At 64.8% G+C, this 26,100-nt stretch carries 29 protein-coding genes; 13 read left to right on the plus strand and 16 right to left on the minus strand.

Annotated features, from left to right (window positions below; translation table 11 throughout):
- On the plus strand, nucleotides 1-181 hold a 181-nt coding region (locus tag A3AS_RS0114855; protein WP_026202006.1), incomplete at its 5' end, for a transposase.
- A gap of 254 nt (nucleotides 182-435) precedes the next feature.
- Here A3AS_RS0114855 and A3AS_RS0114860 read toward each other — a convergent pair.
- The gene (locus tag A3AS_RS0114860) at nucleotides 436-1,368 is read right to left on the minus strand and encodes a DMT family transporter (RefSeq protein ID WP_018318368.1); all 933 of its coding nucleotides are present in this window, start codon (nucleotides 1,366-1,368) and stop codon (nucleotides 436-438) included.
- A 422-nt stretch (nucleotides 1,369-1,790) separates the two neighbouring features.
- Between A3AS_RS0114860 and A3AS_RS0114865 the strand changes: the two genes are divergently transcribed.
- Nucleotides 1,791-3,083, plus strand: coding sequence for an adenylosuccinate synthase (locus tag A3AS_RS0114865; protein WP_018318369.1), 1,293 nt, complete (start codon nucleotides 1,791-1,793; stop codon nucleotides 3,081-3,083).
- A 37-nt stretch (nucleotides 3,084-3,120) separates the two neighbouring features.
- Nucleotides 3,121-4,722 carry a hypothetical protein gene (locus A3AS_RS0114870; RefSeq protein ID WP_018318370.1) on the plus strand — a complete coding sequence of 534 codons (1,602 nt, stop codon included), beginning with the start codon at nucleotides 3,121-3,123 and terminating at the stop codon, nucleotides 4,720-4,722.
- Nucleotides 4,723-5,041: 319 nt separating this feature from the next.
- Here the strand turns inward: A3AS_RS0114870 and A3AS_RS0114875 are convergent, their stop codons facing one another.
- The 3 genes from A3AS_RS0114875 to A3AS_RS0114885 all read right to left on the minus strand — a co-directional run bounded on the left by A3AS_RS0114875 (nucleotide 5,042) and on the right by A3AS_RS0114885 (nucleotide 6,105).
- The gene (locus A3AS_RS0114875) at nucleotides 5,042-5,335 is read right to left on the minus strand and encodes a hypothetical protein (protein WP_026202007.1); all 294 of its coding nucleotides are present in this window, start codon (nucleotides 5,333-5,335) and stop codon (nucleotides 5,042-5,044) included.
- A gap of 259 nt (nucleotides 5,336-5,594) precedes the next feature.
- Entirely contained in the window at nucleotides 5,595-5,825 is a 231-nt protein-coding gene (locus A3AS_RS0114880) for a hypothetical protein (RefSeq protein WP_026202008.1), read from the minus strand.
- 37 nt (nucleotides 5,826-5,862) lie between these two features.
- On the minus strand, nucleotides 5,863-6,105 hold the full coding sequence (locus A3AS_RS0114885) for a hypothetical protein (protein WP_018318371.1): 243 nt from the start codon (nucleotides 6,103-6,105) through the stop codon (nucleotides 5,863-5,865).
- Between the two features lie 144 nt (nucleotides 6,106-6,249).
- Between A3AS_RS0114885 and A3AS_RS0114890 the strand changes: the two genes are divergently transcribed.
- Nucleotides 6,250-6,675 carry a DUF5413 family protein gene (locus tag A3AS_RS0114890; protein WP_018318372.1) on the plus strand — a complete coding sequence of 142 codons (426 nt, stop codon included), beginning with the start codon at nucleotides 6,250-6,252 and terminating at the stop codon, nucleotides 6,673-6,675.
- A gap of 61 nt (nucleotides 6,676-6,736) precedes the next feature.
- On the plus strand, nucleotides 6,737-7,291 hold the full coding sequence (locus A3AS_RS0114895) for a DUF4112 domain-containing protein (RefSeq protein ID WP_018318373.1): 555 nt from the start codon (nucleotides 6,737-6,739) through the stop codon (nucleotides 7,289-7,291).
- 116 nt (nucleotides 7,292-7,407) lie between these two features.
- Here the strand turns inward: A3AS_RS0114895 and A3AS_RS0114900 are convergent, their stop codons facing one another.
- The 4 genes from A3AS_RS0114900 to msrA all read right to left on the minus strand — a co-directional run bounded on the left by A3AS_RS0114900 (nucleotide 7,408) and on the right by msrA (nucleotide 9,353).
- Nucleotides 7,408-7,701: a hypothetical protein gene (locus tag A3AS_RS0114900; RefSeq protein WP_018318374.1), complete on the minus strand. Its 294-nt coding sequence runs from the start codon at nucleotides 7,699-7,701 to the stop codon at nucleotides 7,408-7,410.
- 213 nt (nucleotides 7,702-7,914) lie between these two features.
- Nucleotides 7,915-8,079, minus strand: coding sequence for a DUF3309 family protein (locus A3AS_RS45045; RefSeq protein WP_084674830.1), 165 nt, complete (start codon nucleotides 8,077-8,079; stop codon nucleotides 7,915-7,917).
- A gap of 107 nt (nucleotides 8,080-8,186) precedes the next feature.
- Entirely contained in the window at nucleotides 8,187-8,606 is a 420-nt protein-coding gene (msrB, locus tag A3AS_RS0114910; protein WP_018318376.1) for a peptide-methionine (R)-S-oxide reductase MsrB, read from the minus strand.
- A 30-nt stretch (nucleotides 8,607-8,636) separates the two neighbouring features.
- On the minus strand, nucleotides 8,637-9,353 hold the full coding sequence (msrA, locus tag A3AS_RS0114915) for a peptide-methionine (S)-S-oxide reductase MsrA (RefSeq protein ID WP_018318377.1): 717 nt from the start codon (nucleotides 9,351-9,353) through the stop codon (nucleotides 8,637-8,639).
- A 257-nt stretch (nucleotides 9,354-9,610) separates the two neighbouring features.
- Here msrA and A3AS_RS0114920 point away from each other — a divergent pair, with 257 nt between their 5' ends.
- Entirely contained in the window at nucleotides 9,611-11,293 is a 1,683-nt protein-coding gene (locus A3AS_RS0114920) for a tetratricopeptide repeat protein (protein ID WP_018318378.1), read from the plus strand.
- 170 nt (nucleotides 11,294-11,463) lie between these two features.
- Here the strand turns inward: A3AS_RS0114920 and A3AS_RS0114925 are convergent, their stop codons facing one another.
- The 7 genes from A3AS_RS0114925 to A3AS_RS47230 all read right to left on the minus strand — a co-directional run bounded on the left by A3AS_RS0114925 (nucleotide 11,464) and on the right by A3AS_RS47230 (nucleotide 17,014).
- Complete coding sequence (locus tag A3AS_RS0114925) at nucleotides 11,464-12,579, minus strand: ATP-dependent RecD-like DNA helicase (RefSeq protein WP_026202009.1); 1,116 nt, start codon at nucleotides 12,577-12,579, stop codon at nucleotides 11,464-11,466.
- Nucleotides 12,580-12,680: 101 nt separating this feature from the next.
- Entirely contained in the window at nucleotides 12,681-13,334 is a 654-nt protein-coding gene (locus A3AS_RS0114930; RefSeq protein ID WP_018318380.1) for a NapC/NirT family cytochrome c, read from the minus strand.
- Nucleotides 13,331-13,801: a nitrate reductase cytochrome c-type subunit gene (locus A3AS_RS0114935; RefSeq protein ID WP_026202010.1), complete on the minus strand. Its 471-nt coding sequence runs from the start codon at nucleotides 13,799-13,801 to the stop codon at nucleotides 13,331-13,333. Before A3AS_RS0114935 ends, A3AS_RS0114930 begins: the two co-directional genes overlap by 4 nt.
- Nucleotides 13,798-16,311: a nitrate reductase catalytic subunit NapA gene (gene napA / locus A3AS_RS0114940; protein ID WP_018318382.1), complete on the minus strand. Its 2,514-nt coding sequence runs from the start codon at nucleotides 16,309-16,311 to the stop codon at nucleotides 13,798-13,800. The genes A3AS_RS0114935 and napA overlap by 4 nt, the downstream gene beginning before the upstream one ends.
- Before the next feature lie 16 nt (nucleotides 16,312-16,327).
- Nucleotides 16,328-16,642 (minus strand): chaperone NapD, encoded by a 315-nt coding sequence (locus A3AS_RS0114945; protein WP_026202011.1) that lies wholly within the window; start codon nucleotides 16,640-16,642, stop codon nucleotides 16,328-16,330.
- 26 nt (nucleotides 16,643-16,668) lie between these two features.
- Complete coding sequence (gene napE / locus A3AS_RS0114950; protein ID WP_018318384.1) at nucleotides 16,669-16,854, minus strand: periplasmic nitrate reductase, NapE protein; 186 nt, start codon at nucleotides 16,852-16,854, stop codon at nucleotides 16,669-16,671.
- Nucleotides 16,841-17,014 carry a hypothetical protein gene (locus A3AS_RS47230; protein ID WP_018318385.1) on the minus strand — a complete coding sequence of 58 codons (174 nt, stop codon included), beginning with the start codon at nucleotides 17,012-17,014 and terminating at the stop codon, nucleotides 16,841-16,843. Before A3AS_RS47230 ends, napE begins: the two co-directional genes overlap by 14 nt.
- Nucleotides 17,015-17,121: 107 nt before the next feature.
- Here A3AS_RS47230 and A3AS_RS0114960 point away from each other — a divergent pair, with 107 nt between their 5' ends.
- The 4 genes from A3AS_RS0114960 (at nucleotide 17,122) to A3AS_RS0114975 (ending at nucleotide 21,609) form a co-directional block, all read left to right on the plus strand.
- Entirely contained in the window at nucleotides 17,122-18,324 is a 1,203-nt protein-coding gene (locus A3AS_RS0114960) for an LLM class flavin-dependent oxidoreductase (RefSeq protein WP_026202012.1), read from the plus strand.
- A 238-nt stretch (nucleotides 18,325-18,562) separates the two neighbouring features.
- On the plus strand, nucleotides 18,563-19,345 hold the full coding sequence (locus tag A3AS_RS0114965) for a helix-turn-helix transcriptional regulator (RefSeq protein ID WP_018318387.1): 783 nt from the start codon (nucleotides 18,563-18,565) through the stop codon (nucleotides 19,343-19,345).
- Nucleotides 19,346-19,495: 150 nt separating this feature from the next.
- Nucleotides 19,496-20,443: an ABC transporter substrate-binding protein gene (locus A3AS_RS0114970; protein WP_018318388.1), complete on the plus strand. Its 948-nt coding sequence runs from the start codon at nucleotides 19,496-19,498 to the stop codon at nucleotides 20,441-20,443.
- 293 nt (nucleotides 20,444-20,736) lie between these two features.
- A complete protein-coding gene (locus A3AS_RS0114975) occupies nucleotides 20,737-21,609 on the plus strand; it encodes a L,D-transpeptidase (protein WP_018318389.1) in 873 nt (290 codons plus the stop codon).
- A 101-nt stretch (nucleotides 21,610-21,710) separates the two neighbouring features.
- Here the strand turns inward: A3AS_RS0114975 and A3AS_RS0114980 are convergent, their stop codons facing one another.
- Nucleotides 21,711-22,355 (minus strand): NAD-dependent dehydratase, encoded by a 645-nt coding sequence (locus A3AS_RS0114980; protein ID WP_063707566.1) that lies wholly within the window; start codon nucleotides 22,353-22,355, stop codon nucleotides 21,711-21,713.
- A 257-nt stretch (nucleotides 22,356-22,612) separates the two neighbouring features.
- Between A3AS_RS0114980 and A3AS_RS0114985 the strand changes: the two genes are divergently transcribed.
- From A3AS_RS0114985 to A3AS_RS0114995, 3 genes are all read left to right on the plus strand, one after another.
- Nucleotides 22,613-23,776 (plus strand): cytochrome P450, encoded by a 1,164-nt coding sequence (locus A3AS_RS0114985; protein WP_018318391.1) that lies wholly within the window; start codon nucleotides 22,613-22,615, stop codon nucleotides 23,774-23,776.
- A gap of 375 nt (nucleotides 23,777-24,151) precedes the next feature.
- Nucleotides 24,152-25,102 carry a sulfonate ABC transporter substrate-binding protein gene (locus tag A3AS_RS0114990; protein ID WP_020508684.1) on the plus strand — a complete coding sequence of 317 codons (951 nt, stop codon included), beginning with the start codon at nucleotides 24,152-24,154 and terminating at the stop codon, nucleotides 25,100-25,102.
- A 38-nt stretch (nucleotides 25,103-25,140) separates the two neighbouring features.
- Nucleotides 25,141-26,094, plus strand: coding sequence for a sulfonate ABC transporter substrate-binding protein (locus A3AS_RS0114995; protein WP_018318393.1), 954 nt, complete (start codon nucleotides 25,141-25,143; stop codon nucleotides 26,092-26,094).
- Nucleotides 26,095-26,100: the final 6 nt, after the last annotated feature.

Consider the following 26,100-nt stretch of genomic DNA (forward strand, 5'->3'; position numbering starts at 1 on the left):
CAAACGCTACAACCGCCTCATCGCGCGCCGACGAGCCCAGGTTGAGACCACCTTCGCCACTCTCAAACGCCGCATGCGACTGACCTGCATCCGCTACGTTGGTCTGATGAAGGCAAGCGGGCAGGTCCTGCTCGCCTCGATCGCTTTCAACATGAGGCGGTGGGCCACGATCGCGGCCTGAACCGCCCGCCGAGGGCGAACACTAGAGACCTCGCTGGCAATTGCCGTGACCGCGCCCCTCTCTCCTCATGTCCTCAGCCTCCAAGACCGATAACGCAACAGGCCCCCTGTGGGAGAGGGTGGCTCGCCGCGAAGCGGCGAGACGGGTGAGGGGTCTCTTTCCGCGAGTCCAATTCTCATTTGAGTGCGCGGATGCAACCCCTCATCCGGCGCTTCGCGCCACCTTCTCCCGCAAGCAAGGGGAGAAGGAAGAAATTACGTCGCCTGCTTCCGCGACGCCACGAACACGCCCGACAGCACCAGCGCGAAGCCGATGAAGTGGAATGCCTGCGGGTGTTCGCCCAGGAACGCCATCGCCATGATCGAACCGAACACCGGCACGACGTGGAAGAACGGCGCGGCACGGTTGGCGCCGATCAGGCGGACGCCGCGATTGAAGCAGAGATAGGCCAGCGTCGAGGGAAACACCGCGACGTAGAACAGCGTCAAGAGGTTCGGCCCGTCGAGCTTCATGACTGGGCGCGCGGACAATTCCCAGATCTCCAGCGGAATGAGGCAGGCCGCGCCGGCCCCGAAGGTGAAGGCGAGGAACGACAGGCCGTGCATCGGCGGCCGTTTCAAGGTCAGCACCGAATACAGCGCGAAGATGACGAGCGCGACGATGAAGATGAGGTCGCCTTTGTTGAACTCGATGTTCGACAGCGTGGTGAAATCGCCGTGCAGCAGAATGGTCAGCACGCCGCACATCGACAGGAGCACGCCGAACGCCTGCGCGGCGGTGAGGCGGATGCCGAGGATGGCCAGCGACCACAGCGCCACGATTAGCGGCGCGGCCGACTGCAGCAGCAGCGTATTGAGTGCCTGGGTATGCTCCAGCGCCCAGTATTGCAGCGTGTTGAAGGCGCCGATGCCGGTGACCGAGAGCGTGATCATCAGGCCAAGCCTGCCGCGGATCGCGGGCCAGTCCTGGGTGAGATGTTTCCAGGCGAACGGCAGCACCAGCAGGAAGGCGAAGAACCAGCGCAGGAACGATAGCGTGACCGGCGGGATGTGGCCGGCGGCGAGCCGCCCGACGATGGCGTTGCCGGCCCAGCACAGCGCGGTGATGCTGAGCAGCAGATAAGGCTGGTTGGCGATCCAGCTGTGACCGGATGTCTCCGTGCTGGTGGTCTGGCCGGTGGCGGACATTGGGATTGGCGTGCCCCGCATGCGCCGAGGCTTCCAGCCCGGCGGGATCCGGGCCGGCTGATCGCCCGGCGCTGTCCAAAGACACGGAAATCGGGGCTGCATCAACGGGGGGCGGACGCATCGCGACCATGCAGCGGCGGATTGAGCCTCTCACGCTTTGGTCGAAGCCTCGCGCGCCCCCGCGAAGGTTTCTGGATTTTCCGGGGATATCAAAGGCTTGGAGTGGCCTCGAAGCCCTGAAAATGCCCCGTTCTTGCTTGCCTAGAGAGGCTGCTTCCTTTATCCGGTTGGGCTGCCTCGCGTGCGAACGGCCTCTGGCCGGGAATTTGGGCTGGGCGCAGGCATGATTCCGGAAAAGTGGGTACCAATTTTCCGTTCGGATCATGCCACCTACAGAGAAATCTTCGAAGGATTACCCGCGAATGGCCAATGTTGTCGTCGTCGGCGCCCAGTGGGGCGACGAAGGAAAGGGCAAGATCGTCGACTGGTTGTCGGAGCAGGCGGACATCGTCGTCCGCTTCCAGGGCGGTCATAACGCCGGCCACACGCTGGTGATCAACGGCAAGACCTATAAGCTCGCGCTGCTGCCCTCGGGCGTGCTGCGCGAGCAGAAGCTGTCGGTGATCGGCAACGGCGTGGTGTTCGATCCCGCCGCCTTCCTCGACGAGGTCTCCAAGCTGCGGGCGCAGGGCGTTGCGGTCTCGCCGGAGAACCTGCGTATCGCCGAGAACGTCACGCTGATCCTGCCGCTGCACCGCGAGCTCGATGCGCACCGCGAATCGGCCAGCGCCGCGACCGCGATCGGCACCACCCGCCGCGGCATCGGCCCGGCCTATGAGGACAAGGTCGGCCGCCGCGCCATCCGCCTGATGGACCTCGCCGACCTCGACACGCTCCCGCACAAGATCGACCGGCTGCTTGCCCACCACAACGCGCTGCGCCGCGGCCTCGGCCTGCCCGAATTCGACGGCAAGGTGATCCTGAAGGAGTTGAGCGCGCTGGCGCCGGAGCTGCTGCCCTACGCCGAGACGGTGTGGCGGCTGCTGGACATCAAGCGGCGCGAAGGCAAGCGCATGCTGTTCGAAGGCGCGCAGGGCGCGCTGCTCGACGTCGACCACGGCACCTATCCCTACGTCACCTCGTCCAACACGGTGGCGGCGCAAGCCGCGACCGGCGCCGGCCTCGGACCGGGTGCGGTCGGCTATGTGCTCGGCCTGTGCAAGGCCTACACCACCCGCGTCGGCCAGGGCCCGTTCCCGACCGAGCAGGACAACGAGACCGGCCGCCGGATCGGCGAGCGCGGCCGCGAGTTCGGCACCAACACCGGCCGTCCGCGCCGCTGCGGCTGGTTCGACGCCGTGCTGGTCCGCCAGGCGGTCCGGACCTGCGGCATCAACGGCCTGGCGCTGACCAAGCTCGACATCCTCGACGGCTTCGACACGATCGAGGTCTGCACCGGCTACAAGCTCGACGGCAAGGAGATCGACCACTTCCCAGCCGGCGAGGGTGCCCAGGCCCGGGTCGAGCCGATCTACGAGACCATCGAGGGCTGGAAGGAGCCGACCGCCAATGCGCGGTCCTGGGCCGACCTGCCGGCCCAGGCCATCAAATATGTCCGGCGGATCGAGGAATTGGTGGGGTGCCCGGTTGCGCTGCTTTCCACCAGCCCCGAACGCGAAGATACTATCCTGGTGCAAAATCCGTTTGAGGCTTAACGATATCTTACCGGGACGCGCGTATAGTTGAGTTGAAATGGCTGATTACTATCCGCTGATCGCCCGCGCTATTGCCGCCTTGGACCCGAACGCTCCCGGCGAAAGCCGTCGCGCGCTCTATGAGCGGGCGCGCACGGCGTTGATCGCACAGCTGCGCAGCGTGCAGCCGCCGCTCTCCGAATCCGAGATCACCCGCGAAAGGTTGTCGCTGGAGGAGGCCGTCCGCAAGGTCGAATCGGAAGCTGCCCAGCGCGCCCGCGAGGCCTCGCGCCCCGGCGGCGGCGCCCGCGGCGGCAGCAGCGGCGATGCCTTTCGCCGCGCCAGCACCCGAGCCGCCGAAGGCAGCCCGGCTGCGCCGGCCCCGCCGCGGACGCGTCCGGCGCCGCCGCCGCCGCGCGCCGACCGTCCATCCATCAATGTCGATGACCAAGGCGAGGCCCCGCGTCCGCCGCGCGCGCCCCGTTTCGACGCCCCGCGCCAACCGGGACCGTCCGCCCCGCCACCGATGCCGGAGCCGGCGGCCGGACGCGATCGCGCCGGTGCGCGCCGTCCTCCCGATGTCGGACCTCCGCCGCCGCTGCCGCCGGCACCGGGCGTGCGCGGCTTCCGCGACATCACCGCCGACGCCAACGATCTCGGCGGCGCTGCCGCGCAGGCCAGCCGCGCCGCGCGCCGCACCTATGCCAATGTGCCCTCGCCCTCGCCGGAATTCGACCGGCTCGAGCCGAGCCTGGAAAACCGCGCCGGCGAGCAGGACGCGCCTTATTCCTACGACGAGTCGGTCGAGGAGGCCGAGCGCTACGCGCCGCAGCCGCCGTCGCCGCGTCCGCGCATCGCGCCCGAGCGCGACGCCAAGAAACGCGCCCGCACGCGCTCCACCTTCCCGTTCAAGAGTGCGATCGCCGTCGGCATCGTGCTGATCCTGGTCGGTGCCGGCATCCTCTGGGGCAAGCAGCTGGTCCAGATCGCGACCAATTTGCTGAAGTCCTCGCCGACCCAGGTGGTGGAGGCGCCGAAGGATCCGTCCCAGCCGCAGAGCAAGCCCAAGATTCCGGATCGCGTCGGCCAGCCCTCGGCCAGCGACCAGCCGGTCGCGCCGGTGGCGCAGAAGGTCGTGCTCTATGACGAGGATCCGTCCGATCCGAAGGGCAAGCAATATGTCGGCTCGGTGGTGTGGCGGCTCGAGCCGATCAAGGCGTCTGGCAACCAGAAGGCCGACGTCGCCGTGCGCGCCGACATCGAGATCCCCGACCGCAAGTTCAAGATGACGATGTCGTTCCGCCGCAACACCGATTCCTCGCTGCCGGCGAGCCACACGGCGGAGCTGACCTTCATCCTGCCGCCGGATTTTCCGGGCGGCAGCGTCTCCAACGTGCCGGGCATCCTGATGAAGTCGAACGAGCAGGCGCGGGGCACGCCGCTCGCCGGCCTCGCGGTCAAGGTCACCGACGGCTTCTTCCTGGTGGGCCTGTCCAATGTCGACGCCGACCGCTCCCGCAACGTCCAGCTCCTGAAGGAGCGCTCGTGGTTCGACGTGCCGCTGGTCTATGCCAACCAGCGCCGCGCCATCATTGCCATCGAGAAGGGCGCCCCCGGTGAGCGCGCCTTCAACGACGCCTTCGCCCAGTGGGGCGATTAGGGGCTCAAGCTGCGACTGAGTCGATGCGAGCCGAGGGGATACCTCCCCCGCTTGCGGAAGGGCTATCGCGTTTGAGAGCTTTTCCCTGCAGCCATCCTTCGAGACGCCCGCTTAGGCGGGCTCCTCAGGATGAGGGCGGAGTGTGAGGCAGCAGTTTCAAGGGCACTGACGCCAATTAGCCTCATCCTGAGGAGGCGCGTAAGCGCCGTCTCGAAGGACGAGGCGCGCGCGCCGGCCGCCGCCAACAGTCACATGCGAGAACCTTGTCCGGCGGGAGGAGGCGAACCGGGCCTCAACGATCCAGCCGAACTCGACCCGACTACTGCGCCGCCGCTTCCCGCTTGCGCGATGCTGATGCCGCGGCTTCGCGGTCCATCACGGCGCGGCAGCCGGGGCTGACCTGGGCCTTGTTCCGCACCATGCAGGCCCTGACCCTGGGAATGTCGGGGATCTCACTGGAGCACAGACGCATCGCGTCACCCGTGCACATCTGCTGCGCTTCGGATGAGAAGGCGAGGCCGGGTGAAGTCTGGAGTGCGATGGCCGTGGTTGCGACGGCGAAGAGCGAAGCGGTGGTCTTAAGCAGCGAAGCGATGGTTTGATAGCGTGTCATGCAGAATGCGTCCCCGAGTTCCGTGGGCTTGAGCCACTTGGTTTTTGGGGCGCCGCACGTGGCTTGATCTGCCGCATGTCACAGCCTTCACGTCGGGAACTTTGGTCCCGCATGTGGTCGCTCGATTTCTTGAAGTTCGAATCGAAAGGTGCTGCGCCGCCCGAGCGAAGTATGCGCCATTGTCACGCGGCTGCAATGGCAGGTGCAAAGGAATTTGCAATTGTTGCGTGGACGTCACGCACAAAGCTTGCGCGCGCGATCAGATCATCCGATCAAAGGATGCGCTCGCTTGTTCCACGTCGCTCGCGCCGAGCGCGGCGGCGTGTTCCTCGACGGCGGTGACGCCCTTGGCGGTCAGCTCGAACAGATCGCCGTCCTTCATCACGTAGCCGTCGGCGATGAGCTCGCCGATCTTGCCGTGGCGGTCGTCGGCGAAGGCAACGGACTGGCTGATGTCCCGCAGGATCGAGAGCTGTTCGTCGCGCAACATGGCTTCACTCTCCGTTCGCTGGGGATGGTCGCGGTCCTCACATGCCGTGGCTCTGAAACACCTTGCTGCAAGAGCGCGACAGCTTGGCCCGGTTGGCCTGCAAGCAACCCTGCACGGCGCCGTCATTGCCGAGGTCCTTGCGACAGAAGCGCGAGGCGTCGCGTGAGCACGCCTGCTGTTCCTGCGGCGAGCCCATGTGGCCCTGCGCAAGAGCGGGTGCGTTCGACAGGCCACTCAGGGCTGCCAGCGTGATCGTCGCCAGGAGAAATTTGCGGGCCATCGGCGGCTCCAATCTGACAGGGATAATTCAGGTCCTGTCTGAACTCGTCGCCTTGCCACTTGTTCCCCCAATGGCCGAGCCCGCCCCGCTATTCAAGGTTCCCGCGGCGCTGCTATAAACATCGGCGAAGTGAAAGGGTGTTTGATGAAACGCTATCTGGTGTTTGCCCTGGTTGGCCCGTTCGTCGGCGGGTTCCTGCTGCTGCTGACGACGACCTATCAGTCCGGCTATTGGGCCCAGACCAGTCTCGGCGAGGTCGGCAAGCTGTTCGCGGTGTTCTTCAAGACCCTGCAGTACAGCTATCTGTTCGGCTTCCTGCCCTCGCTGATGATCGGCGCGGTCGATGACATCCTGACCCATGTCAGGCGGATCGGCCCGGGCTTGCGGATGCTCCTGGTCGGCCTGTTCGCCTTCGTGCTGGCCTCGCTCACCTACAGCTCGCGCGGGCCGGATTCGGGCGCGGTGCAGTTCATCCTGTATGGCCTCGTCGGGTTCGTGCCGGCGGTGATTTCGTCCTGGCTCGTGCATAGATACATCAAGGAGCCGCAAGCAGTGGCGGCGCCGACCTGAGCGCGCGACGTTCGGGCGCGGCGCAGCAACCTCTGCCGTCCCAGCGCGTTCCCTGAAGGCCATGACCATGTCCGACGACGATATCCTTGCTCCACACAGATCCCGTACGGGGAGTTCGCGCGCGACCGCTTCCGGCCCGGAGGCACGCGGGCCGATCATCGACCAGGATGGTCGGGAAATCCGCCCTGAAACGCTGGAGCAGGGCTTTCGCGAGTTCGGTTTCGAGCTGGGCAAGGATCATCCGTTCGCCGGGACCCCGTTCGGCAATCTGACGCGCGAGCAGCGGATCGCGCGGATCGAGGCGATCGCAAAGCTGCTCGACGTCGCCTTCATCCTGCCCGGCACCAACATACGCTACGGCATCGACGGGTTGATCGGCCTGATCCCCGTCGTCGGCGACATCATCACCACGGCGATCTCGCTGTGGCTGGTGCGCGAGGCCCGGGCGCTGGGGGCGCCCTGGTACATCACCACCCGCATGCTCGGCAATGTCGCGCTCGACGGCGTGGTCGGCCTGGTCCCGTTCGCGGGCGACGCTTTCGATGTCATGTTCCGCGCCAACATGCGCAACGTGCGCCTCTTGCGCCGCTGGCTCGACAAGCAGCCACGGATCTGAAGCCTCCCTTCTTCGCCTCTCCCCGTAAGAACGGGGAGAGGGAGTAGAAACGCAAAAAGCGCGACGGCCTTTTGGCCATCGCGCTTTACGCGCACATCGTAAGGCTCAGCGAAAACTTATGCCGCGTCGGCGGCGTCGGTCTCGGCCGGCGCCGGCTTGGGACGGCGGGGCAACGGGAAGGCTTCACTCTCATAGAGCGAGCGGATGCCGTTCTGGTCGAAACGCGCTTCCTCGACCTGGAGATAGGCGCCGTTCAGCGAATCCGTCGGCAATTGCTCCATCGCGAACTGCACGGCTTCGGCCGCGGTGCCGAACCGGCGATAGGTGAAGCCTGCGCGCTTCTTCTTGCGGATCGCGGCGGGGAAGAGTTCGGCAGACGTGTTGAAGTTGAACGGACGCAGTGGACGCATGGTCAAAGACCTCGTGATCTCTCTGGGGCTTTAAGCGCGTGGGGTTTGGGAGGGCAGGGGCCGCAATCGAGCGGGCCCGCCGCACATGCCATTTTCGCCCACTAATATAGGCCGTTTTGACAAAAATGCGACCCCTGCGATGGGAGATGATGAATCCGCGCATGGCAGCTCCGCGGATCAAATTAATTGAATTACTTCAACGGCTTATATGGCTTACAATTTCCCAAGAAGCAGCAGGACGACGAGCACGACCAAGACAACGCCTCCGATGCCCATGCCGGAATGGCCCATGCCATAGCCGTAGCCGCCGACGCGGCCGGACAGGCCGCCGAGCAGATAGATGATCACCAGGATGATCAGGACGGTCCCGACTGACATGGCATCCTCCCCTGGCGGCCGCCAAATGCGATGATCGGCCGCATCGCCAGAGAAGAAAAGCACATCGCGCGGTCGGGTTCCATGAAGGAACCCGACCGCGGGCAACGTTATTTGGGCTCCAGCTTCAGCGCGGCCGAGTTGATGCAGTAGCGCAGGCCGGTCGGCCCGGGGCCGTCGGGGAAGACGTGGCCGAGATGGCCGCTGCATTTGGAGCAGAGCACCTCGGTGCGGATCATGCCGTGGCTGACGTCCCGCTCCTCGTCGACATGTCTCTCGACGGCCGGCTGGGTGAAGCTCGGCCAGCCGCAGCCCGAATCGAACTTGGCGTCGGATTCGAACAGCACATTGCCGCAGCCGGCGCAGACATAGGTACCGGCGCGGTGGTCGTGCTCATACTCGCCCGAGAAGGGACGCTCGGTCGCCTTCTCGCGCAGCACCGCGTACTGCATCGGCGACAATTCGCGCCGCCACTGCTCTTCGCTCTTGATGACCTTGTCGTCCGTGGTTTTCATTTTGGTGTCGGGCATGGGTCTCCCGTTCTTGAGATGATCTCGCGATCAGTTGGTGGCCTTGCTGGCGCTCACCAGCGTCGGCTTTTCAATGTAGTTATCCGCGAACAGCTTTTTCAGGTTCTCGACCTTGGGCAGGTCGTTATAGGCGATGTAGGGCTGGTTCGGGTGCAGCGTCAGATAGTCCTGGTGGTAGGCCTCCGCCGGGTAGAACGCCTCCAGCGCGCCGACCTTGGTCACGATCGGCTTGCTGAAGACCTTGGCGCCGTTGAGCTGGGCGATATAGGCCTCCACCACCTTCTTCTGCTCGTCGGAGGTGGTGAAGACGGCCGAGCGATATTGCGTGCCGACGTCGGGGCCCTGGCGGTTGAGCTGGGTCGGGTCGTGCGCCACCGAGAAGTAGATCTGGAGGATCTTTCCGTATGAGATCTTCTTCGGGTCGTACTTGATCTCGACCGCCTCGGCATGGCCAGTCCGGCCGCTCGAGACCGTCTGGTAGTCGGCGGTCGCCTTGGTGCCGCCGGCATAGCCGGAGACCGCGTTGACGACGCCCGCGGTGTGCTGGAAGACGCCTTGGACGCCCCAGAAGCAGCCGCCGGCGATCACGGCGGTCTGGATCCCGCTCGCAGGTGCCGCATCCATGGCCGGGGCGGGGATCACGACCGCGTCCTCCGCGGCCTGAGACGGCGCGGCAAAGGCCAGCGCGAAGGTTAGCGAAAGGGCGGTGGTTGCGGCGAGCAGGGAGGCGAGGGCAGGTCGGCGCATGGCGGATCCTCTTTCGAAAGGTCTGACAGTCTAGGGCGGTCGGGGCCGGACGAACAGTTGCCCGGCTGCGTTTTCGCACCATCCGAGGTACGGACGCGGCCGCCGGTTGTTACGGCGGGACGGACACGAGTCTGTGAAACGAGCCGCGCGGGATAGAAGGGCGCCGGCGGCTTGGCGAGACCGGGAACTCCGCGCTAGATGAACCGGTGCGATCGATGATCGACTTAAGAAGAATCCGGCTGGAGCAGGCCTGACCCATGCTGCGCGTCGTTTCCCTGAGCCTTGTCATCCTGACCGCCGGCCTGTTCAGCGCGGCGGCCGACCCGCAGGCCGACGATCTCACCCTCTGCCGGGACCGCCAGGCGGAGGCCCAGGCCCGCGCGAGCGCCTGCGAGAATCTGCTGAAGGCCGACAAGCTCACCGGCAAGGACAAGGCCATCGCGCTCTCCGTGCGCGGCAACACGCTGATCAGCAAGCGCGACTACGACCGCGCGATCGAGACCCTGTCCATCGCGATCGATCTCGATCCTGATTACGTCATTGCTCTCAACCTGCGCGGCCTCGCCTATGAGCGCAAGGGCCAGGATGACCTCGCCATGGCGGACTACAACCTCGCCCTCCAAAAGCGCCCCACCTACGGTGTCCCCTACAACAATCGGGGCGTCATCCACGCGCGCCGCGGCGCGTTGCAGAGCGCGCTCGACGATTTCAGCCTGTCGATCAAATACACGCCGAAATTCCTGCTCGGCTGGACCAATCGCGCCCGCGCGCGGACGCTGATGAAGGATTTCGACGGCGCGATCGCCGATTTCGCGGAGGCCGAGAAGATCGACCCGACCGCGCCGCAGATCGCCAGCAACCGCTGCATCACTTACGGCATGATGGGCAAGTACGCGCAGGCCCTTGCCGACTGCAACGGCCTGATCGAGCGGCAGCCGAAAAACGTGTTCGCGATCAACAACCGCGCTGATGTCAGCATGATGAAGGGCGACCTCGACGCCGCGCTGAAGGATTACAACACCGCCATCCAGATCAATCCGAACAACATCCGCGCGCATTCCGGCCGCGGCCAGATCTACGAGCGGAAGAAAGATCTCGCGCAGGCGCGCGCCGATTACCGTGCGGCCGCGTATTCGTTGACGAAGTTCGACGAGCCCGACGTCGCTCGCGCCCGTGCCGTCGCGCAGGAGCGGCTCGCCGCGCTGACGCTGCAGGCGCCGGCCGGAGCAACCGGGCGCCGCGTGGCGCTGGTGATCGGCAACGGCTCCTACAAGAACGTCCATGCGTTGCCCAATCCGCCGCGCGATTCCAAACTGATCGCGAGCGTGCTGCGCGACGTCGGCTTCCAGAGCGTGATTTCCGTCAATGACCTCACCCGCGACAAGTTCTTTGACGCGCTGAAGGCCTTTGCGGAGGAAGCGGAGAAGGCCGACTGGGCCGTAGTCTATTACGCCGGCCACGGCTTCGAGATCGGCGGGGTGAACTATCTCGTTCCCGTCGACGCCAAGCTCGCCGCCGACAAGGACGCCGAGACCCAGGCGGTCGCCCTCGAGCAGGTGATCGCCGCGGTCGGTGCCGCGCGGAAAATGCGCCTCGTGGTTCTGGATGCCTGCCGCGACAATCCGTTCGCGCCGAGCATGCAGCGCACGCTGTCGCTGAAGCTGGTCGACAAGGGCTTTTCCAACATCGAGCCCGGCGCCGGCTTCATGGTGGTCTACGCCGCCAAGCACGGCGAGACCGCGATGGACGGCGACGGCAGCGCCAACAGCCCGTTTGCCACCGCGCTGGCCCGCGAGATCAAGCAGCCGCGCATCGAGATCCGAAAACTGTTCGACATCATCCGCGACGACGTCTGGGCTGCGACGAAGCACGAGCAGCAGCCATTCACGTATGGGTCACCGCCGGGACGCGAGGATTTTTACTTTGTGGCGGGGAAGTAAGGGGCGCGATTCCGGCGCCCCATTCTCCGTGCCGTAGGGTGGGCAAAGCGACTTTGTCCGCCGTAGCTCGAAGAGCGAAGGTGGAAGCGTGCCCACGCGTTTATTTGCTTATGGAGAGAGATCGTGGGCACGGCGCTACGCGCCTTTGCCCACCCTACGGGACCGGAGTTTCAGACGACGATGCTGAGCCGTTTCGCTGCGCGCGTAATCCCCGTATACAGCCACCGCGCCCGCGAGTCCTGGAACGCAAAGCTCTCGTCGAACAGCACGACGTCGTCCCATTGCGAGCCCTGCGACTTGTGCACAGTGAGCACGTAGCCGTAATCGAACTCGTCATAGGGCTTGCGCTGCTCCCAGGCGATCTGCTCGACGCCGCCCTCGAAGCAATCGGCGCGCACCGAGACCTTGGTCACCTTGTGGCCGAAATCCTCGTCCGGCGACAGCCGCATCGAAAGGATGCGCGATTTCGAGCGCGACGTGTTGCGCGATTTCACGCGCCACAGCCCGCCGTTGAACAGGCCCTTCTTGCGGTTGTTGCGCAGGCATACCAGCTTGTCGCCCGCGACCGGGAAGACGTCCTCGATGTTCTGGCGCTGCCGCACCCGCATGTTGTAGGCGCGCCGCGTGTTGTTGCGGCCGACCAGCACCTGGTCGGCGCCCATCACGCGGTCGGGATCGAGCTCCTTGCGCGAGACCACCTCGCTCTCGCCGTAGCGGCCGATGTCGAGCTCGCGTCCTTCGCGCACGTCCATCGACATCCGCACGATCGGATCGTCCTGCGCCTGGCGGTGCACCTCGGTCAGCATCGCGTCGGGCTCGGTGTTGGTGAAGAAGCCGCCGCCCTGGATCGGCGGCAGCTGCGCGGGATCCCCGAGCACGAGCAGTGGGCAGTCGAACGACATCAGGTCGCGGCCCAATTCGGCGTCGACCATCGAGCATTCGTCGATCACGATCAGCTTCGCCTTCGAGGCCGGCGCGTCGTCCCACAATTCGAAGCTCGGCTGCTCCTCGCCGGATTCGCGGGCGCGGTAGATCAGGGAGTGGATGGTGGAGGCGTCGTCGCAACCCTTGTTGCGCATGACGAGGGCGGCCTTGCCGGTGAAGGCCGCGAATTTCACCTCGCCGTCGACGCCTTCGGCGATGTGCCGGGCCAGGGTCGTCTTGCCGGTGCCGGCAAAGCCGAACAGGCGGAAGATCGGCGGCGTGCCATTGCGGCCCGGCCTGGCCTTCAGCCAGTCGCCGACGGCCTTGAGAGCGGCATCCTGATGCGGTGTGAAACTGGCCATATCTGTCTTGAGGAAGGGCGAAACGAGGCGATTCGCCATCCCCCAAAACTAACCATTCGCCCCGCCGGTTCAAGCGGGGCGAAGCCGGTTGCCTTTTGGTCCTACTGCCAGCCGGGAACGCCGCGCATGTCGGGCAGCTGGTGGGCGATGCCCTTGTGGCAGTCGATGCAGGTCTTTTCCTTCGTGAACAGGAAGCGCTGGTGCGCCACCGAGGCCCGCGGCGACTGCTTGGTGATGTCCATGGAATCAGCACTATGGCAGTTGCGGCATTCCAGTGAATCGTTGGCCTTGAAGCGCGCCCATTCGTGCGCGGCGAGCTCGAGGCGATGATCCTGGAATTTCTCGCGGGTGTCGATCGTGCCAAAAATCTTGCCCCAGACCTCCTTGGATGCCTGCATCTTGCGCGCGATCTTGTCGGTCCAGTTGTGCGGGACGTGGCAATCCGGGCAGGTCGCGCGCACGCCGGAGCGGTTGCTGAAGTGGATGGTGGATTTCAGCTCGGCGTAGACGTTGTCCTTCATCTCGTGGCAGCCGGTGCAGAATTTTTCGGTGTTGGTCAATTCCAGCGCGGTGTTGAAGCCGCCCCAGAAGATAACGCCGGCGACGAAGCCCGCGAGCACCAGCGTGCCGAGCGCGAACACCGAGCTCGGCCGGGTCAGCACACGCCAGAGCTCCAGCGCAAAGTCCCAACTTCGCGCGATGAAGCCGCGCTTGGTTTTCAGTTCTGCATTGGGCTCGTCAGCAGTCGTCGTCATCGGCGGCCACCCGGGCTTGCACGCGAGAGCAGCGTGTCGATGTCGACGAAGTCGTTGCTCACGGGCGGATTGGCGGTGTTCTGCGGCACGTGGCATTCCGTGCAGAAGAAGCGCCGCGGCGAGATCGAGGCCAGGAACTGGCCGTCGCGGTCCATGAAATGCGTGATCGAGACCATCGGCGCCTGCGATTCCGCCGTGCGTGCCCGCGCATGGCAGGACAGGCATTTGTTGCCGTTGAGGTCGATCTGATAGCCGTCGATCGTGTGCGGGATGACCGGCGGCTGCTCCGGATAATTGCGCACCTCCTTCTCGGACGTGTTGCGGTTCGGCAGCATCGGCGGCGCCGGGCCCTCGTCATTGAGCGGGGCCGGACCGCGCAGGCCCGAGGTGACGGTCTGTGCGGTCAGCGAGCTCGAGGCCGCGGCGATCGCGAAGGCGAGCAAGGCGATTGCAGATCGTTTCATCATGACAGGCTCACCCGCTCGATGCGCACGGCGCATTTCTTGAAGTCGGTCTGCAGCGAAATCGGATCGGTCGCGTCCAGAGTCACCTTGTTGATCAGCTTGGACTCGTCGAACCACGGCACGAAGACGAGGCCCTTCGGCGGCCGGTCGCGACCGCGCGTTTCGACCCGGGCGCGGATGAAGCCGCGGCGGGAGACCACCTTCACCTCGTCCCCGCGACGGAGCTTGGCATCCGCCGCGTCGTCCGGATGCATGAAGCACACGGCTTCGGGGAAGGCCTTGTAGAGCTCGGGCACGCGGCGCGTCATGGTGCCGGAATGCCAGTGCTCCAGCACGCGGCCGGTCGAGAGCCAGTAGGGATATTCGTTGTCGGGCGATTCCGCGGGCGGCTCGTAGGGCAGCGCGAAGATGCGCGCCTTGCCGTCGGGATAGCCGTAGAACTGCACGTCGGTGCCCTGCTTGACGTAGGGATCACTGCCCTCGCGGAAACGCCACTTCGTCTCCTGGCCGTTGACGACGGGCCAGCGCAGGCCGCGCTCGCGGTGATAGGTGTCGAACGGCGCGAGGTCATGGCCATGTCCGCGGCCGAACTGGGCGTATTCCTCGAACAGGCCCTTGTGCACATAGAAGCCGAAGGCCTTGGACTCGTCGTTGAGATAGCCCGGCTCGATGTCGGTCACGGGGAATTTGTCGACCTGGCCGTTCTTGTAGAGCACGTCGAACAGCGTCTTGCCGCGAACCTCGGGCTTCTTGGCGATCAGCTCCTCGGGCCAGACCTCCTCGATCTTGAAGCGCTTGGAGAACTCCATGAGCTGCCAGAGATCGGATTTCGACTCGCCGGGCGCGGGGACGAGCTGGTGCCAGAACTGGGTGCGCCGCTCGGCATTGCCGTAGGCGCCTTCCTTCTCCACCCACATCGCGGTCGGCAGGATCAGATCGGCGGCCAGTGCCGTCACCGACGGATAGGCATCCGAGACCACGATGAAATTGTCGGGGTTGCGGAAGCCGGGATAGGTCTCCTCGTTGGCATTGGGGCCGGCCTGGAGGTTGTTGTTGACCTGCACCCAATAGGCGTTGATCAGGCCGTCCTTCAGCATCCGGCTTTGCAGCACGGCGTGCGCGCCGTTCTTGTCGGGAATGGTGCCTTCGGGCAGCTGCCAGATGTGCTCGGCGTGGTCGCGATGCGCCTTGTTGGTCACGACCATGTCGGCCGGCAGCCGGTGCGAGAAGGTGCCGACCTCGCGCGCGGTGCCGCAGGCCGAGGGCTGGCCGGTCAGCGAGAACGGGCTGTTGCCGGGCGAGGAGATCTTTCCGGTCAGAAGATGGATGTTGTAGACGAGGTTGTTGCACCAGACGCCGCGGGTGTGCTGGTTGAAGCCCATGGTCCAGAACGAGACCACTTTGGTCTTGGGATCGGCGTAGAGCTCGGCGAGCGCCTCCAGCCGGTTCAGCGGCACGCCGGACATCTCGGCTGCCTTTTCCAGCGTGTATTCCGACACGAACTTGACGTACTCGTCATAGCTCATGTCGGTGGAGTCGTTGGCCTTCGCTGCACCCGTTGCCTTTTTCTGAAGCGGATGCTCCGGCCTCAAACCGTAGCCGATATCGATCTGCCCCCGCCTGAAAATCGTATGCGCGGCGACGAAGTCCTTGTTGACCCGGCCGGTCTTGATGATGTGGTTGGCGATGGCGTTGAGGATGTAGAGGTCGGTCTGCGGCTTGAACACCATGCCAATGTCGGCGAGGTCGAACGAGCGGTGCTCGAACGTCGAGAGCACGGCGACGCGGACATGCGGCGCGGACAGCCGGCGGTCGGCGAGGCGCGTCCACAGGATGGGGTGCATCTCCGCCATGTTGGAGCCCCACAGCACGAAGGCGTCGGTCGCCTCGATGTCGTCGTAGCAGCCGGGCGGCTCGTCGATGCCGAAAGTGCGCATCATGCCGGCGACGGCGGAAGCCATGCAGTGCCGCGCATTGGGATCGATGTTGTTGGTGCGGAAGCCGGCCTTGAACAGCTTCGAGGCTGCATAGCCTTCCCAGATCGTCCACTGGCCGGAGCCGAACATGGCGACGCCGTTGGGGCCGCGCTTCTTGAACGCCTCCTTCCACTTCACCTCCATGATGTCGAAGGCTTCGGTCCAGGATACGGGCGTGAACTCGCCGTTCTTGTCGTATTTGCCGCCCGTCTTGCGCAGCATCGGCTGGGTCAGGCGGTCATGGCCGTACATGATCTTGGAGAGGAAGTAGCCCTTGACGCAGTTGAGGCCGCGGTTGACTTCGGCCTTGATGTCGCCGTGGGTGGCGACGACGCGATTGTCCTTGGTCGCGACCATCACCGAGCAGCCGGTGCCGCAGAAGCGGCAGGCGGCCTTGTCCCATTTCATTTCGCTGTTGTCGCGCTCGGTGATGAGATTGGCGGCGAGCGCCGGAGCCGGCATGCCTGCTGCGGCAGCCGCAATCGCGGCGGCCTCGAGCTTCAGCATCTGGCGGCGGTCGAGCTTTGGCGATGTCATGATGGCTCTTCCTGACTCAGGCGGTTTCAATGGCGTGGAAGACCAGCGCCGCGGAATAGACGTGTTGCAGCGACTGGATGGTGTTGAGCAGGGTGCCGAGGCTGCCGGCATCGGGCGCTTCGGTCACAACGACGAGTTTGCCGCGTGGGTCGCGGCCATGGATCTCGCAGCCGGGCAGGGCGGTGATCTCAGCTTCGAGTTCAGCGAGGCGCTCGGGGCGCGCCTGCACGATGATGCTGGCGATTTCGGCGCCCGGTGGCGGCACGATGCGGTCGGTGCTGAGCACGCGGCCGGTGATCAATGCGCGGCGGTTGAGTGAAGCTTGGGCCATGATGCCGGTCTTTCGCTTGGAGGAGATCAATGCGGGGAGGGCGGCGGGCCGGGAGGGCCAGCAAACATCTGGTAGATCCAGACGCCGAGCCCATAGGAGCCGACTGTTCCGACCGCGAGGACGGGCATCACGATCGCGGTCAGGAACAGGAAAGCGAAAATCTCCATGCGCTTGCGGCGCACGCGCGAAGTCGTGTCGTCAGGGGCCGACATATTCGGTCTCTTCGGGATGGTATGGGAAGCGGGACGGCATCCGGGCCGTTGCCTTGCAGCCCTTTTGCTGCAATCGGGCCGTGGTGGCGTTGATCTGGATCAACCTGTCGACTTGCGCGGATGTCGCAGCGGCGGCGCCGAGGCGGGTATGCCTCGCCATGCCAGGCTCGGGATCAGTCTCCCGCGCGGCGGAATTGCTGCTCCGTAGACAGCTCCGCCTCACACCTTAAGATGAGCTTAACAACAATAAAGCGGGAGCGCGACGCCATGAAGTTCGGCATCTTCTACGAGCTGCAACTGCCGCGGCCCTGGGTGGCCGGCGACGAGCTCCGGCTCTACCAGAATGCCCTCTCGCAGATGGAACTCGCCGACAAGCTCGGTTACGACCATGCCTGGGTGGTCGAGCATCACTTCCTCGAGGAATATTCGCACTCGCCCTCGCCGGAATCCTTTCTCGCCGCGGCCAGCCAGCGCACGAAAAACATCCGGCTTGGCCACGGCATCCTGCAGCTCACCACCAATCACCCGGCGCGCGTTGCCGAGCGTGTCGCGGTGCTCGATCTGCTCTCGAACGGGCGCTGCGAGTTCGGTATGGGCGAGAGCGCGTCCATCACCGAGCTCACGCCGTTCGGCCGCGACATGGAGACCAAGAAGGAGGTCTTCGAAGAAGCCGTGCAGGCGATCTTCCCGATGTTCAAGGACGCGGGCAGCGAACATCACGGCAAGTATTTCGACATTCCCCTGCGCAATGTCGTGCCAAAACCGGTGCAGAAGCCGCATCCGCCGCTGTGGATGGCGTGCTCGCAGCTGCCGACCATCGAGCGTGCCGGCCGTCACGGTTTTGGCGCGCTCGGTTTTCAGTTCGTCAGTGCGGATGCCGCGCATGCCTGGGTGCACGCCTATTACAACGCGATGACCAAGCGGCTGCATAAACTGGCGGACTACCAGATCAACCCGAACATGGCGCTGGTCTCGTTCTTCATGTGCGCCAAAACGGATGAGGAGGCGCGCGCCCGCGCCGACGGCGCCACCTTCTTCCAGTTCGCGCTGCGCTTCTACGGTGCCTCGCAGAACCGCCAGCGGCCCGCGCCCTACACCGTCAACATGTGGGACGAGTACAACAAGTGGAAGCGCGACAATCCGGAGGCGCAGGAGGCGGCCTTGCGCGGCGGCCTGATCGGCTCGCCGGAGACGATCCGCAGAAAGCTGAAGCGCTTTCAGTCCTCGCATATCGACCAGGTCATCCTGCTCAACCAGGCCGGTAAGAACAGCCACGAGCACATCTGCGAATCGCTGGAGCTGTTCGGCCGCGAGGTGATGCCGGAGTTCCAGAACGATCCGGCGCAGGCGGCCTGGAAGCAGGGCGTCATGAGCGGCGAGATCAAGCTGGAGGAGATCGACACCGAGGCGTTCACGGACCGCTACGGCAAGCTTGCGGTCAACGTGGCACCGGCGAAGGCGGCGGGGTAAGGACTCTGCATCCAGCATGGGCCCCGGCTCAGCAGCGCATCACTAAAGTGCTGCATTGCGTCCGGGGCACGAGACTGTCAATCGACGCAGCCGCTCTCGTGTCCCGGACAAGCCGCAACGCGCCAGCGTCGTGGCGCAGAGCCGGGACCCAGAAGCGGCATACGCAGGCGTTGCCGGCTTTCGGCGCCCGATCGTTGCTGCTATCCTTCCCCAAAACGGCGTCTGACGGAGGAAACCAATGCGGCCCCACGGCACGGCCTCGACTGCAGCGGCTGGCGACATCACGCCCGCGGTGCTCGCCATCGGCCGCTCCGATTTCCCCAAAGTCCTCATCGACACGCTGCGCCGCCACGCCGATGTCGGCCATTGCATGGTGTTCGCGCTGAGCCGTGCAGGTGCCGCGACCTGCCTGCTCGATGCCGGCAATATCCCGATCGGCGGCGATCTCGGCGCCGCCTATGCCGGCCAGTTCCACGAATCCGATCCCAACCGCGATGCGCTGTTCGAAGGCGAGGGCACTGCGCCGATCATGCTGCCGAGCTTCGCGCCCCGCATGTACGGCGCGCGCTACCGCAAGATCTTCTTCCACGATTCCGGCATCGTCGACAAATGCGCGACCGCGATCTGGACCGGCGACACCTGCTTTTACGTCAACTTCTATCGCATCACGACCCAGGGTCGCTTCAGCGCCGCGCAACGCGAGCGGCTCCAGGCGATCGCGCCCGCGATCGGCGCCAGCGTCGCACGTCATTTCCAGCAGGCCGCGACTCCTGATCAGAACCTCGCCACATTGTTCGCGACGCGCGCGCCACTCTCGGACCTGACACCGCGCGAGCAGGAAGTCTGCCGCCGCATCCTGCTCGGTTTCAGCTCCGAAGCAATCTCGCAAGGACTCGGCATCAGCCTGCATTCGACCCTGACCTACCGCAAGCGCGCCTATCAGCGGCTCGGCATCTCCTCGCAGAACGAATTGTTCGGAATCGTGCTGGGCCTGCTGGCAGGGCCACACGGCCTGAACTGAGGGGACTGGGAGTCCGCGATACCTGCTTCCGAAAGCAAAGCGGACACGCGGTCCACCTACGGGGATCGTCGCCTTTTGACCCGAAGCCGACGCCACTCCTCGCCTCCAATGTGCTAGACTGAGACCCGGTCAAATGCTCCCGGGATCCACATGAAGCGGCGCGAGTTCGTCACGCTGATTGCTGGCGCTGCGGCATTGCCGCTCAAAGCCCGCGCACAGCGGGCTGGCCAGCGGTACCGCGTTGCGGCATTGGGGCCGGTACCGCTCAGCTTCTTCGATGAACTGGGCAGAGCCGGCTTTGTCAGAGGCAAAAACCTTGAGATCGACAGCCGTGGCGAAAGGGTGGCTGCCGCGTCTTATGCCAGTGTGGCCATTGAACTGGTCGAGGCAAGTCCACATGTGCTGATGGCAGTCGGGGCCGAAGCAGGGCGCGCAGCACAGAAAGCAACGCAGCGTATTCCAATCGTGGTGATCGCGGACGACTTGCTTGGCAGCAAGCTTGTCGCCTCGATGCCGCATCCCGAAGGTAACACCACTGGTGTTGCCATCTTTGCGTTTCAGCTCGACGCCAAGCGATTGGAGCTGCTGCATGAAGCACTGCCAGCTATCCGGCGAATAGCCGCTCTCGCGGACCGCCTGCCGATACCAAACATGAGTACTCTCGAAAGCGCCGCCAAGAGGCTCGGCGTCGAGATCGTTCCGTTTGCCGCACGATCCGAGGAAGATCTCATCCGTGTGATTGACGCTTTGAAGGTCGAAGAGATCGGGGCCGTCAACCTGCTGGCCTCGCCGATCTTGGCATCGAAATTCCAGTACCTGATCCGCGATCGGCTGGCCCTCCGCCGCCTGCCCGCCATTCTGCAGTGGCCCGAGCAGGCGGAAGAAGGCGGACTGATGGGATACGGTCCCCGCCTCAGCGCGGTTTTCCACCAATGCGCGCGTCAGGTCGCAAGACTATTGCGAGGCGCAAAGGTAGCCGAGGTGCCTGTTGAGCAGCCGACAAAGTTCGAACTGGTCATCAATCTCAAGACAGCCAAAATGCTAGGTGTCGAAATGCCGCCGATGCTACTCTCTCGTGCCGACAGGACGGTCGAGTGAGTTCTCGGCTTCCGTTTCTGGCGCCTTAGCTGCCTTCTGTTTCTGGCCTCAGAATGTCGGCTGTCGGGCTGGGAGCAGTCAAGGTCGCAGCGTGTCCGCTCCGCCGGGCTATTCAGAGAAGCGCGTTGTCCGCATCGCCAGCTCACTATCAAGCGGTGCTCCCAATTTTGATATCGTCGAACAAGAGCCCGTCGTTAACCATCCCCGACGGTTCCCGCCTAGGCGGCATCGCTTCGAAGTTTCTTAAATTTTGCTGGGTACCTCTTCAGGGCACAGTGACCTGGGGAAAGAGTATGGGTAAGCGGGCCAAACGTAAAAAGGCAGAGGCCCTCGCAATACCCATGGCCGCGAGAGTTGCAATTGGCGCCGTGGCCGTCGCCGCGTTGGGGTACGGTTTGCTGTCCGGCCCGGCGAGCGTGCAGGCGATCCGGAAGCCGTCCGCACAGGAAGCCAAGGCATCGTCAAGTCCGGTTTACGTGGCGCCCCCGGTTCATGCAGCAGCGCCGGCTCCCGCTCCGGCTCCGATTCCGGCCCCGGCCCCGGCACCTTTGGTCGAACCACCAAAAGCCGACGCTGATGGTCCCGGAGCATTGGTCCGGCAGGTGGTTGACTACGCCAGCCGCCAGACGCCGGGCACCGTGATCATCGATACCAAGAACACATTCCTCTATTTGGTTCTGAACGACACCCAGGCGTTGCGCTACGGCATCGGTGTCGGCCGCGAAGGTTTCACATGGTCGGGTGAGCAGACTGTGGCCCGCAAGGCGGAATGGCCGGATTGGCATCCGCCTGCGGAGATGGTCTCACGTCAGCCTTATCTGCCGCGGTTCATGGCAGGCGGTCCCGGCAATCCGCTCGGCGCCCGCGCGATGTATCTCGGCGAGACGGAATATAGGATTCACGGCACCAACAAGCCCGATACGATCGGCAAGCGCGTGTCGTCCGGCTGCATCCGGCTGACCAATGACGACGTCACGGATCTCTATGAGCGGGTGAAGGTCGGCGCGAAAGTGATCGTGCTTCCGGCAACCGTTCGTCGTCCATCCCAGGGCGCGCCGGCCGACGCCGCGTTCCGGTTGCCGGACCCTGCATTGCCATCGAAGCGGCCCTTGGCAGCCAACGCGCAGATGCTGCCATTTGGAGCGAAGATCGCCGAGGCGCGGTAGCTCCAAGGATCTAGCTCCAAAGGTCTGGGCTCCAACGGTGAGCAGAGCGCCGCGCAGCATCGTCCGGCACGCGCTGCTGTGCAGAGCCGGGACCCGCGGTGTCAGCTGCCGCCCTCTGCCAGTTGCCCCGCTCCAATGACGTGCTTTCCTGGTTCGCCGGCAACAGCCGCCTCGACGAGCTGCCGGGCCACGTTGGTCACCGGGCTTACACGCGCAACCCGCGGCAACAGGGGGGACGCGAAGTTTAGGACGTTCCGCACTGCTCGCTGTACCGGCCTGCTTTCGGCACGCTCGCCATCCAGGAAGCCTGGCCGCAGGATCGTCAGGGACGGGAAAGCGAGCGCCCCGATCGCCTCTTCCACCTCGCCCTTCGTCCGCGTGTAGAGAAACAGGGATCGCGGGTCGGCGCCCAAGGACGATACCAGCGCGAAACGGCCGACTCGAGCGTCGCGCAGCCGCCGCGCGATCAGCAGCACAAGTTCGTAATCGACCGCTCGAAATGCTGCTGCCGACCCTGCCGCCGCTCGCGTCGTTCCGAGCGCGCAGATTGCGCCGTCGGCTCGCCATTCCTCACCGCCGGCACCAGCAATCAGATCATCGAGCCGAGGATTGGTTACCCGCTCCTCGGCTGGCAGCGCACGCCGCGTCGGCGCGATGATGCGCGTGATGCGAGGGTCCGCACGAGCAAGCGTCATCGCGCGGCCGCCAACCAGCCCCGTCGCGCCTACGATGAGCAATGTGGTCATGACCATCCCGTCTTGGCTTTGCAGGCCAAGTGTACAGGAACCGGCTGCCACGGCAAATTCGATGCCTGCGTCGCGACAATCTCCAAGTCCGGCACATATCGAAGTTGTGAGCCACGGGGAATTCCTTGCCGTTTTGTCCCGTCAACCGGACTTACACGTAAATGCTCTCCTGCCGTGTGTCCCCTTCGCTAGGGACAGACGCCGGCCGCGGAGTTCGCTAGTCTGGCCTCTAGGATACGACATCCGGAGAGGCAGCTTTGAGCACCGCGCCGCGCATCGACATCGACCCGCCCGCATTCTGGGCCGATCCCTATCCGATGCTTGCGAAAATGCGGAAAGAGGCGCCGATCGCGTTCGTGCCGCAGCTCGGCTCGACGCTGCTGACCAGGCGCGACGACATCTCGATCTCCGAGAAGCAGATCGATGTGTTCTCCTCGCACCAGCCTGCGGGCCTGATGAACCGGCTGATGGGCCACAACATGATGCGCAAGGACGGCGAAGCGCACCAGGTCGAGCGCCGCGCGATGTTCCCGACGGTGTCGCCGAAGACGGTGAAGGCGCACTGGACCGCGTTGTTCCAGGCCCATGCCGACCGCATCCTCGACGCGATCGCGCCGGGGCGGGTCGACTTCATGCGCGACTTCGCGCTGCCGTTCTCCGGCGAATGCCTGAAGTCGATCACTGGCCTCACCAATATCGGCTTTGGCGACATGGACGCGTGGTCGCAGGGCATGATCGAGGGCATCGCCAACTACGCCGGCGATCCCGCGGTCGAGGCGCGCTGCCACGCTGCGACGTCGGGCATCGACGCCGCAATCGACGACATCCTGCCGGTGATGCGCAAGCAGCCCGACCAGAGCATTTTGGGCGTGCTGCTCGCCTCCGGCATGCCGATGGAGAGCGTGCGCGCGAACGTCAAACTCGCGATCTCGGGCGGTCAGAACGAGCCGCGCAAGGCGATCGCCGGCACGGTGTGGGCGCTGCTGACCCATCCCGAGCAGCTCGATCTGGTGCGCAAGGGCGAGGTGACCTGGCTCGAGGCGTTCGAGGAATATGCCCGCTGGATCTCACCGATCGGCATGTCGCCGCGGCGTATCGCCAAGCCCTGGAGCATCCGCGACGTCGCCTTCGAGACGGACGAGCGCGTCTTCCTGATGTTCGGTTCCGCCAATCGCGACGAGAGGCATTTCGACCGCGCCGATCAGTTCGACGTGCGGCGTGATACGACCAAGAGCGTCGCCTTTGGCGCCGGCCCGCATTTTTGCGCCGGTGCCTGGGCCTCCCGCGCCATGATCGCCGACGTCGCGCTGCCGACCGTGTTCGCGCGGGCGAGGCAGCTCGAGATCGCCGACGACGAGAAGGTGCGGATCGGCGGCTGGGCGTTTCGCGGGCTGCAGAATTTGCCGGTGCGGTGGCATTAGCTTGCAAGCGTCCTGCGTGAGGCACGCGCCCACCACGGTTTCAGTGTCATCGCCCGGCTTGACCGGGCGATCCAGTACGCCGCGGCCGTCGTGTGAGGCACTGACGCCTCTGGAATACTGGATTCCCCGCCTTCGCGGGGAATGACAGCGGAGGTGGTGGAGGCGTTTTGCCGTCCCGCTCCCTGCGCGTCTCACATTCGCGTGCAGAAAAAATCCCTCTGCATCATCGCGGCCGCTTGAAAGATTAATCATGCGCGCTGCCGCGCGCGCAGTGCGCGCATCGCTATTTTTCCGGCCGTCTCGACACCTCCGACAACCCGCACCATCATTCCCGAACTGGAATGAATGACGGCCGCGCTCGGCCGGGAGTGTGGAATGCAGCGTCGTGACTTTCTCAAGCTCTCCATCGGAACTGCGGCCGCCGCTGCGTTCGCCTCGCCTGCGATCGCACAAGGCGCGGTGAAGGAAATTCGTATCGGCTATCAGAAGAACGGCGTGCTGGTCATCACGCGCCAGCAGGCCGCGCTGGAGAAACATTTCGTGCCCCTGGGCATCGAGGTGAAATGGGTCGAGTTCTCCTCGGGCCCGCCGATGATGGAAGCGATGAATGTCGGCAGCGTCGATTACGGCGCAGTCGGCGATTCTCCGCCGGTGTTCGCGCAGGCCGCGGGCGCCGCGATCGTCTATGCCGCGGGCCAGCCCATCACCACCGGCCAGGGCATTCTGGTGCCGAAGGATTCGCCGATCCGCGCCATCACTGAGCTGAAAGGCAAGCGCGTCGGCTTCACCAAGGGCTCCAGCGCGCACAACATCGTGGTGCAAACGCTGGAGAAGGCGGGCCTGACCTATGCCGACATCACACCGGTCTATCTGACGCCGCCTGACGCGGGCCCCGCCTTTGCCAATGGCAGCATCGAGGCCTGGGCGATCTGGGATCCGTATTTCGCGATCGGCGAGACCAGACAGAACGGCCGCATTCTGATCAATGCGCGCGAGGTCACCAAGACCAATTCCTTCTACATCGCCAACCGCGACTTCGCGAAGAACCACGGCGCAATCCTGCAGCAGATCGTCGACGTCACCACCGCGACCGCCAGATGGGCCGAGCAGCATCGCGACGAGGTCGCGAAGTCTCTCGCCGCGGTGACCGGCATTCCGCTGGAGATCCAGACCATCGCGGCGAACCGGTCGTCCTTCGTCGTCGGCCCCGTCACCGACGATATCGTCACGACGCAGCAGGGCGTCGCCGATCGCTTCTACAAGCTCGGCTTGATCCCGAGGCCGATCGCGATCCGCGACATCGTCTGGCGCAATCCGGCAGCCTGATCGTGCCGACCAACCTTCCCACACACAGGGGTTTGAACATGAGGCGTATCATCCAGCGTCTGATCGCGGCCGTGGTGCTGTCGATCGGCATCGTCGCCGCCGCGGTCGGCACGTCCTATGGTCAGGACAAGGTGGTCCGCATCGGCTACCAGAAATACGGCAAGCTGGTGCTGCTCAAGAGCAAGGGCACGCTGGAGCCGAAGCTGGCTGCCGATGGCTACAAGGTGGTGTGGACCGAATTCCCCTCCGGACCGCCGCTGCTCGAAGCACTCAATGTCGGCGCGATCGATTTCGGCAACACCGGCGAAGCCCCGCCGATCTTCGCGCAGGCCGCCGGCGCGCCGATCCAGTATGTCGCCTATGAGCCGCCGGCGCCAAAGGGCGAGGCGATCCTGGTGCCGAAGGACAGCCCGCTGAAATCGGTCGCTGACCTCAAGGGCAAGAAGGTCGCGCTCAACAAGGGCTCCAACGTCCACTATCTCCTGGTCAAGGCGCTGGAGAAGGCCGGCGTGAAATATTCTGAAGTTGAGCCCGTGTTCCTGGCGCCGGCCGATGCGCGCGCCGCCTTCGAGCGCGGTGCGGTCGATGCCTGGGTGATCTGGGATCCGTTCCAGGCCGCCGCGGAAGCGGCCACAGGCGCGCGCACGCTCGCAGACGGCTCCGGCATCGTCGCCAACTACCAGTTCTACTTTGCCTCGAAGAAATTCCTCGACGCCAATCCTGAGATCGTCGACGCCGTGCTCGCCGAGCTCAGCACGGTCGACGATTGGGCCAGGGGCGACATCCATGCGGTGGCTGAGCAGCTTGCTCCGGCAATCGGTCTGTCCGTGCCGGTCGTCGAGGTGGCATTGAAGCGGCAGTCCTACGGCATCAAACCGATCACGGATGCCGTCATCGCCGACCAGCAGCAGGTGGCCGATGCGTTCTTCGCGCTGGGCCTGATCCCCAAATCCATCAAGATTTCTGACGTCGCGCGGAAATCCGGTTCGTGAGCGCAA

Source organism: Bradyrhizobium sp. WSM2793 (genome assembly GCF_000379585.1).
In the GTDB taxonomy this organism is placed as follows: Bacteria; Pseudomonadota; Alphaproteobacteria; order Rhizobiales; family Xanthobacteraceae; genus Bradyrhizobium.

What these genes read in the sequence shown, in the direction of transcription:
- A3AS_RS0114860 (WP_018318368.1), bottom strand. Translation starts at nt 1,368, where the DNA reads ATGTCCGCCACCGGCCAGACCACCAGCACGGAGACATCCGGTCACAGC.
- A3AS_RS0114865 (WP_018318369.1), top strand. Translation starts at nt 1,791, where the DNA reads ATGGCCAATGTTGTCGTCGTCGGCGCCCAGTGGGGCGACGAAGGAAAG.
- A3AS_RS0114870 (WP_018318370.1), top strand. Translation starts at nt 3,121, where the DNA reads ATGGCTGATTACTATCCGCTGATCGCCCGCGCTATTGCCGCCTTGGAC.
- A3AS_RS0114875 (WP_026202007.1), bottom strand. Translation starts at nt 5,335, where the DNA reads ATGACACGCTATCAAACCATCGCTTCGCTGCTTAAGACCACCGCTTCG.
- A3AS_RS0114880 (WP_026202008.1), bottom strand. Translation starts at nt 5,825, where the DNA reads ATGTTGCGCGACGAACAGCTCTCGATCCTGCGGGACATCAGCCAGTCC.
- A3AS_RS0114885 (WP_018318371.1), bottom strand. Translation starts at nt 6,105, where the DNA reads ATGGCCCGCAAATTTCTCCTGGCGACGATCACGCTGGCAGCCCTGAGT.
- A3AS_RS0114890 (WP_018318372.1), top strand. Translation starts at nt 6,250, where the DNA reads ATGAAACGCTATCTGGTGTTTGCCCTGGTTGGCCCGTTCGTCGGCGGG.
- A3AS_RS0114895 (WP_018318373.1), top strand. Translation starts at nt 6,737, where the DNA reads ATGACCATGTCCGACGACGATATCCTTGCTCCACACAGATCCCGTACG.
- A3AS_RS0114900 (WP_018318374.1), bottom strand. Translation starts at nt 7,701, where the DNA reads ATGCGTCCACTGCGTCCGTTCAACTTCAACACGTCTGCCGAACTCTTC.
- A3AS_RS45045 (WP_084674830.1), bottom strand. Translation starts at nt 8,079, where the DNA reads ATGTCAGTCGGGACCGTCCTGATCATCCTGGTGATCATCTATCTGCTC.
- msrB (WP_018318376.1), bottom strand. Translation starts at nt 8,606, where the DNA reads ATGCCCGACACCAAAATGAAAACCACGGACGACAAGGTCATCAAGAGC.
- msrA (WP_018318377.1), bottom strand. Translation starts at nt 9,353, where the DNA reads ATGCGCCGACCTGCCCTCGCCTCCCTGCTCGCCGCAACCACCGCCCTT.
- A3AS_RS0114920 (WP_018318378.1), top strand. Translation starts at nt 9,611, where the DNA reads ATGCTGCGCGTCGTTTCCCTGAGCCTTGTCATCCTGACCGCCGGCCTG.
- A3AS_RS0114925 (WP_026202009.1), bottom strand. Translation starts at nt 12,579, where the DNA reads ATGGCCAGTTTCACACCGCATCAGGATGCCGCTCTCAAGGCCGTCGGC.
- A3AS_RS0114930 (WP_018318380.1), bottom strand. Translation starts at nt 13,334, where the DNA reads ATGACGACGACTGCTGACGAGCCCAATGCAGAACTGAAAACCAAGCGC.
- A3AS_RS0114935 (WP_026202010.1), bottom strand. Translation starts at nt 13,801, where the DNA reads ATGATGAAACGATCTGCAATCGCCTTGCTCGCCTTCGCGATCGCCGCG.
- napA (WP_018318382.1), bottom strand. Translation starts at nt 16,311, where the DNA reads ATGACATCGCCAAAGCTCGACCGCCGCCAGATGCTGAAGCTCGAGGCC.
- A3AS_RS0114945 (WP_026202011.1), bottom strand. Translation starts at nt 16,642, where the DNA reads ATGGCCCAAGCTTCACTCAACCGCCGCGCATTGATCACCGGCCGCGTG.
- napE (WP_018318384.1), bottom strand. Translation starts at nt 16,854, where the DNA reads ATGTCGGCCCCTGACGACACGACTTCGCGCGTGCGCCGCAAGCGCATG.
- A3AS_RS47230 (WP_018318385.1), bottom strand. Translation starts at nt 17,014, where the DNA reads ATGGCGAGGCATACCCGCCTCGGCGCCGCCGCTGCGACATCCGCGCAA.
- A3AS_RS0114960 (WP_026202012.1), top strand. Translation starts at nt 17,122, where the DNA reads ATGAAGTTCGGCATCTTCTACGAGCTGCAACTGCCGCGGCCCTGGGTG.
- A3AS_RS0114965 (WP_018318387.1), top strand. Translation starts at nt 18,563, where the DNA reads ATGCGGCCCCACGGCACGGCCTCGACTGCAGCGGCTGGCGACATCACG.
- A3AS_RS0114970 (WP_018318388.1), top strand. Translation starts at nt 19,496, where the DNA reads ATGAAGCGGCGCGAGTTCGTCACGCTGATTGCTGGCGCTGCGGCATTG.
- A3AS_RS0114975 (WP_018318389.1), top strand. Translation starts at nt 20,737, where the DNA reads ATGGGTAAGCGGGCCAAACGTAAAAAGGCAGAGGCCCTCGCAATACCC.
- A3AS_RS0114980 (WP_063707566.1), bottom strand. Translation starts at nt 22,355, where the DNA reads ATGACCACATTGCTCATCGTAGGCGCGACGGGGCTGGTTGGCGGCCGC.
- A3AS_RS0114990 (WP_020508684.1), top strand. Translation starts at nt 24,152, where the DNA reads ATGCAGCGTCGTGACTTTCTCAAGCTCTCCATCGGAACTGCGGCCGCC.
- A3AS_RS0114995 (WP_018318393.1), top strand. Translation starts at nt 25,141, where the DNA reads ATGAGGCGTATCATCCAGCGTCTGATCGCGGCCGTGGTGCTGTCGATC.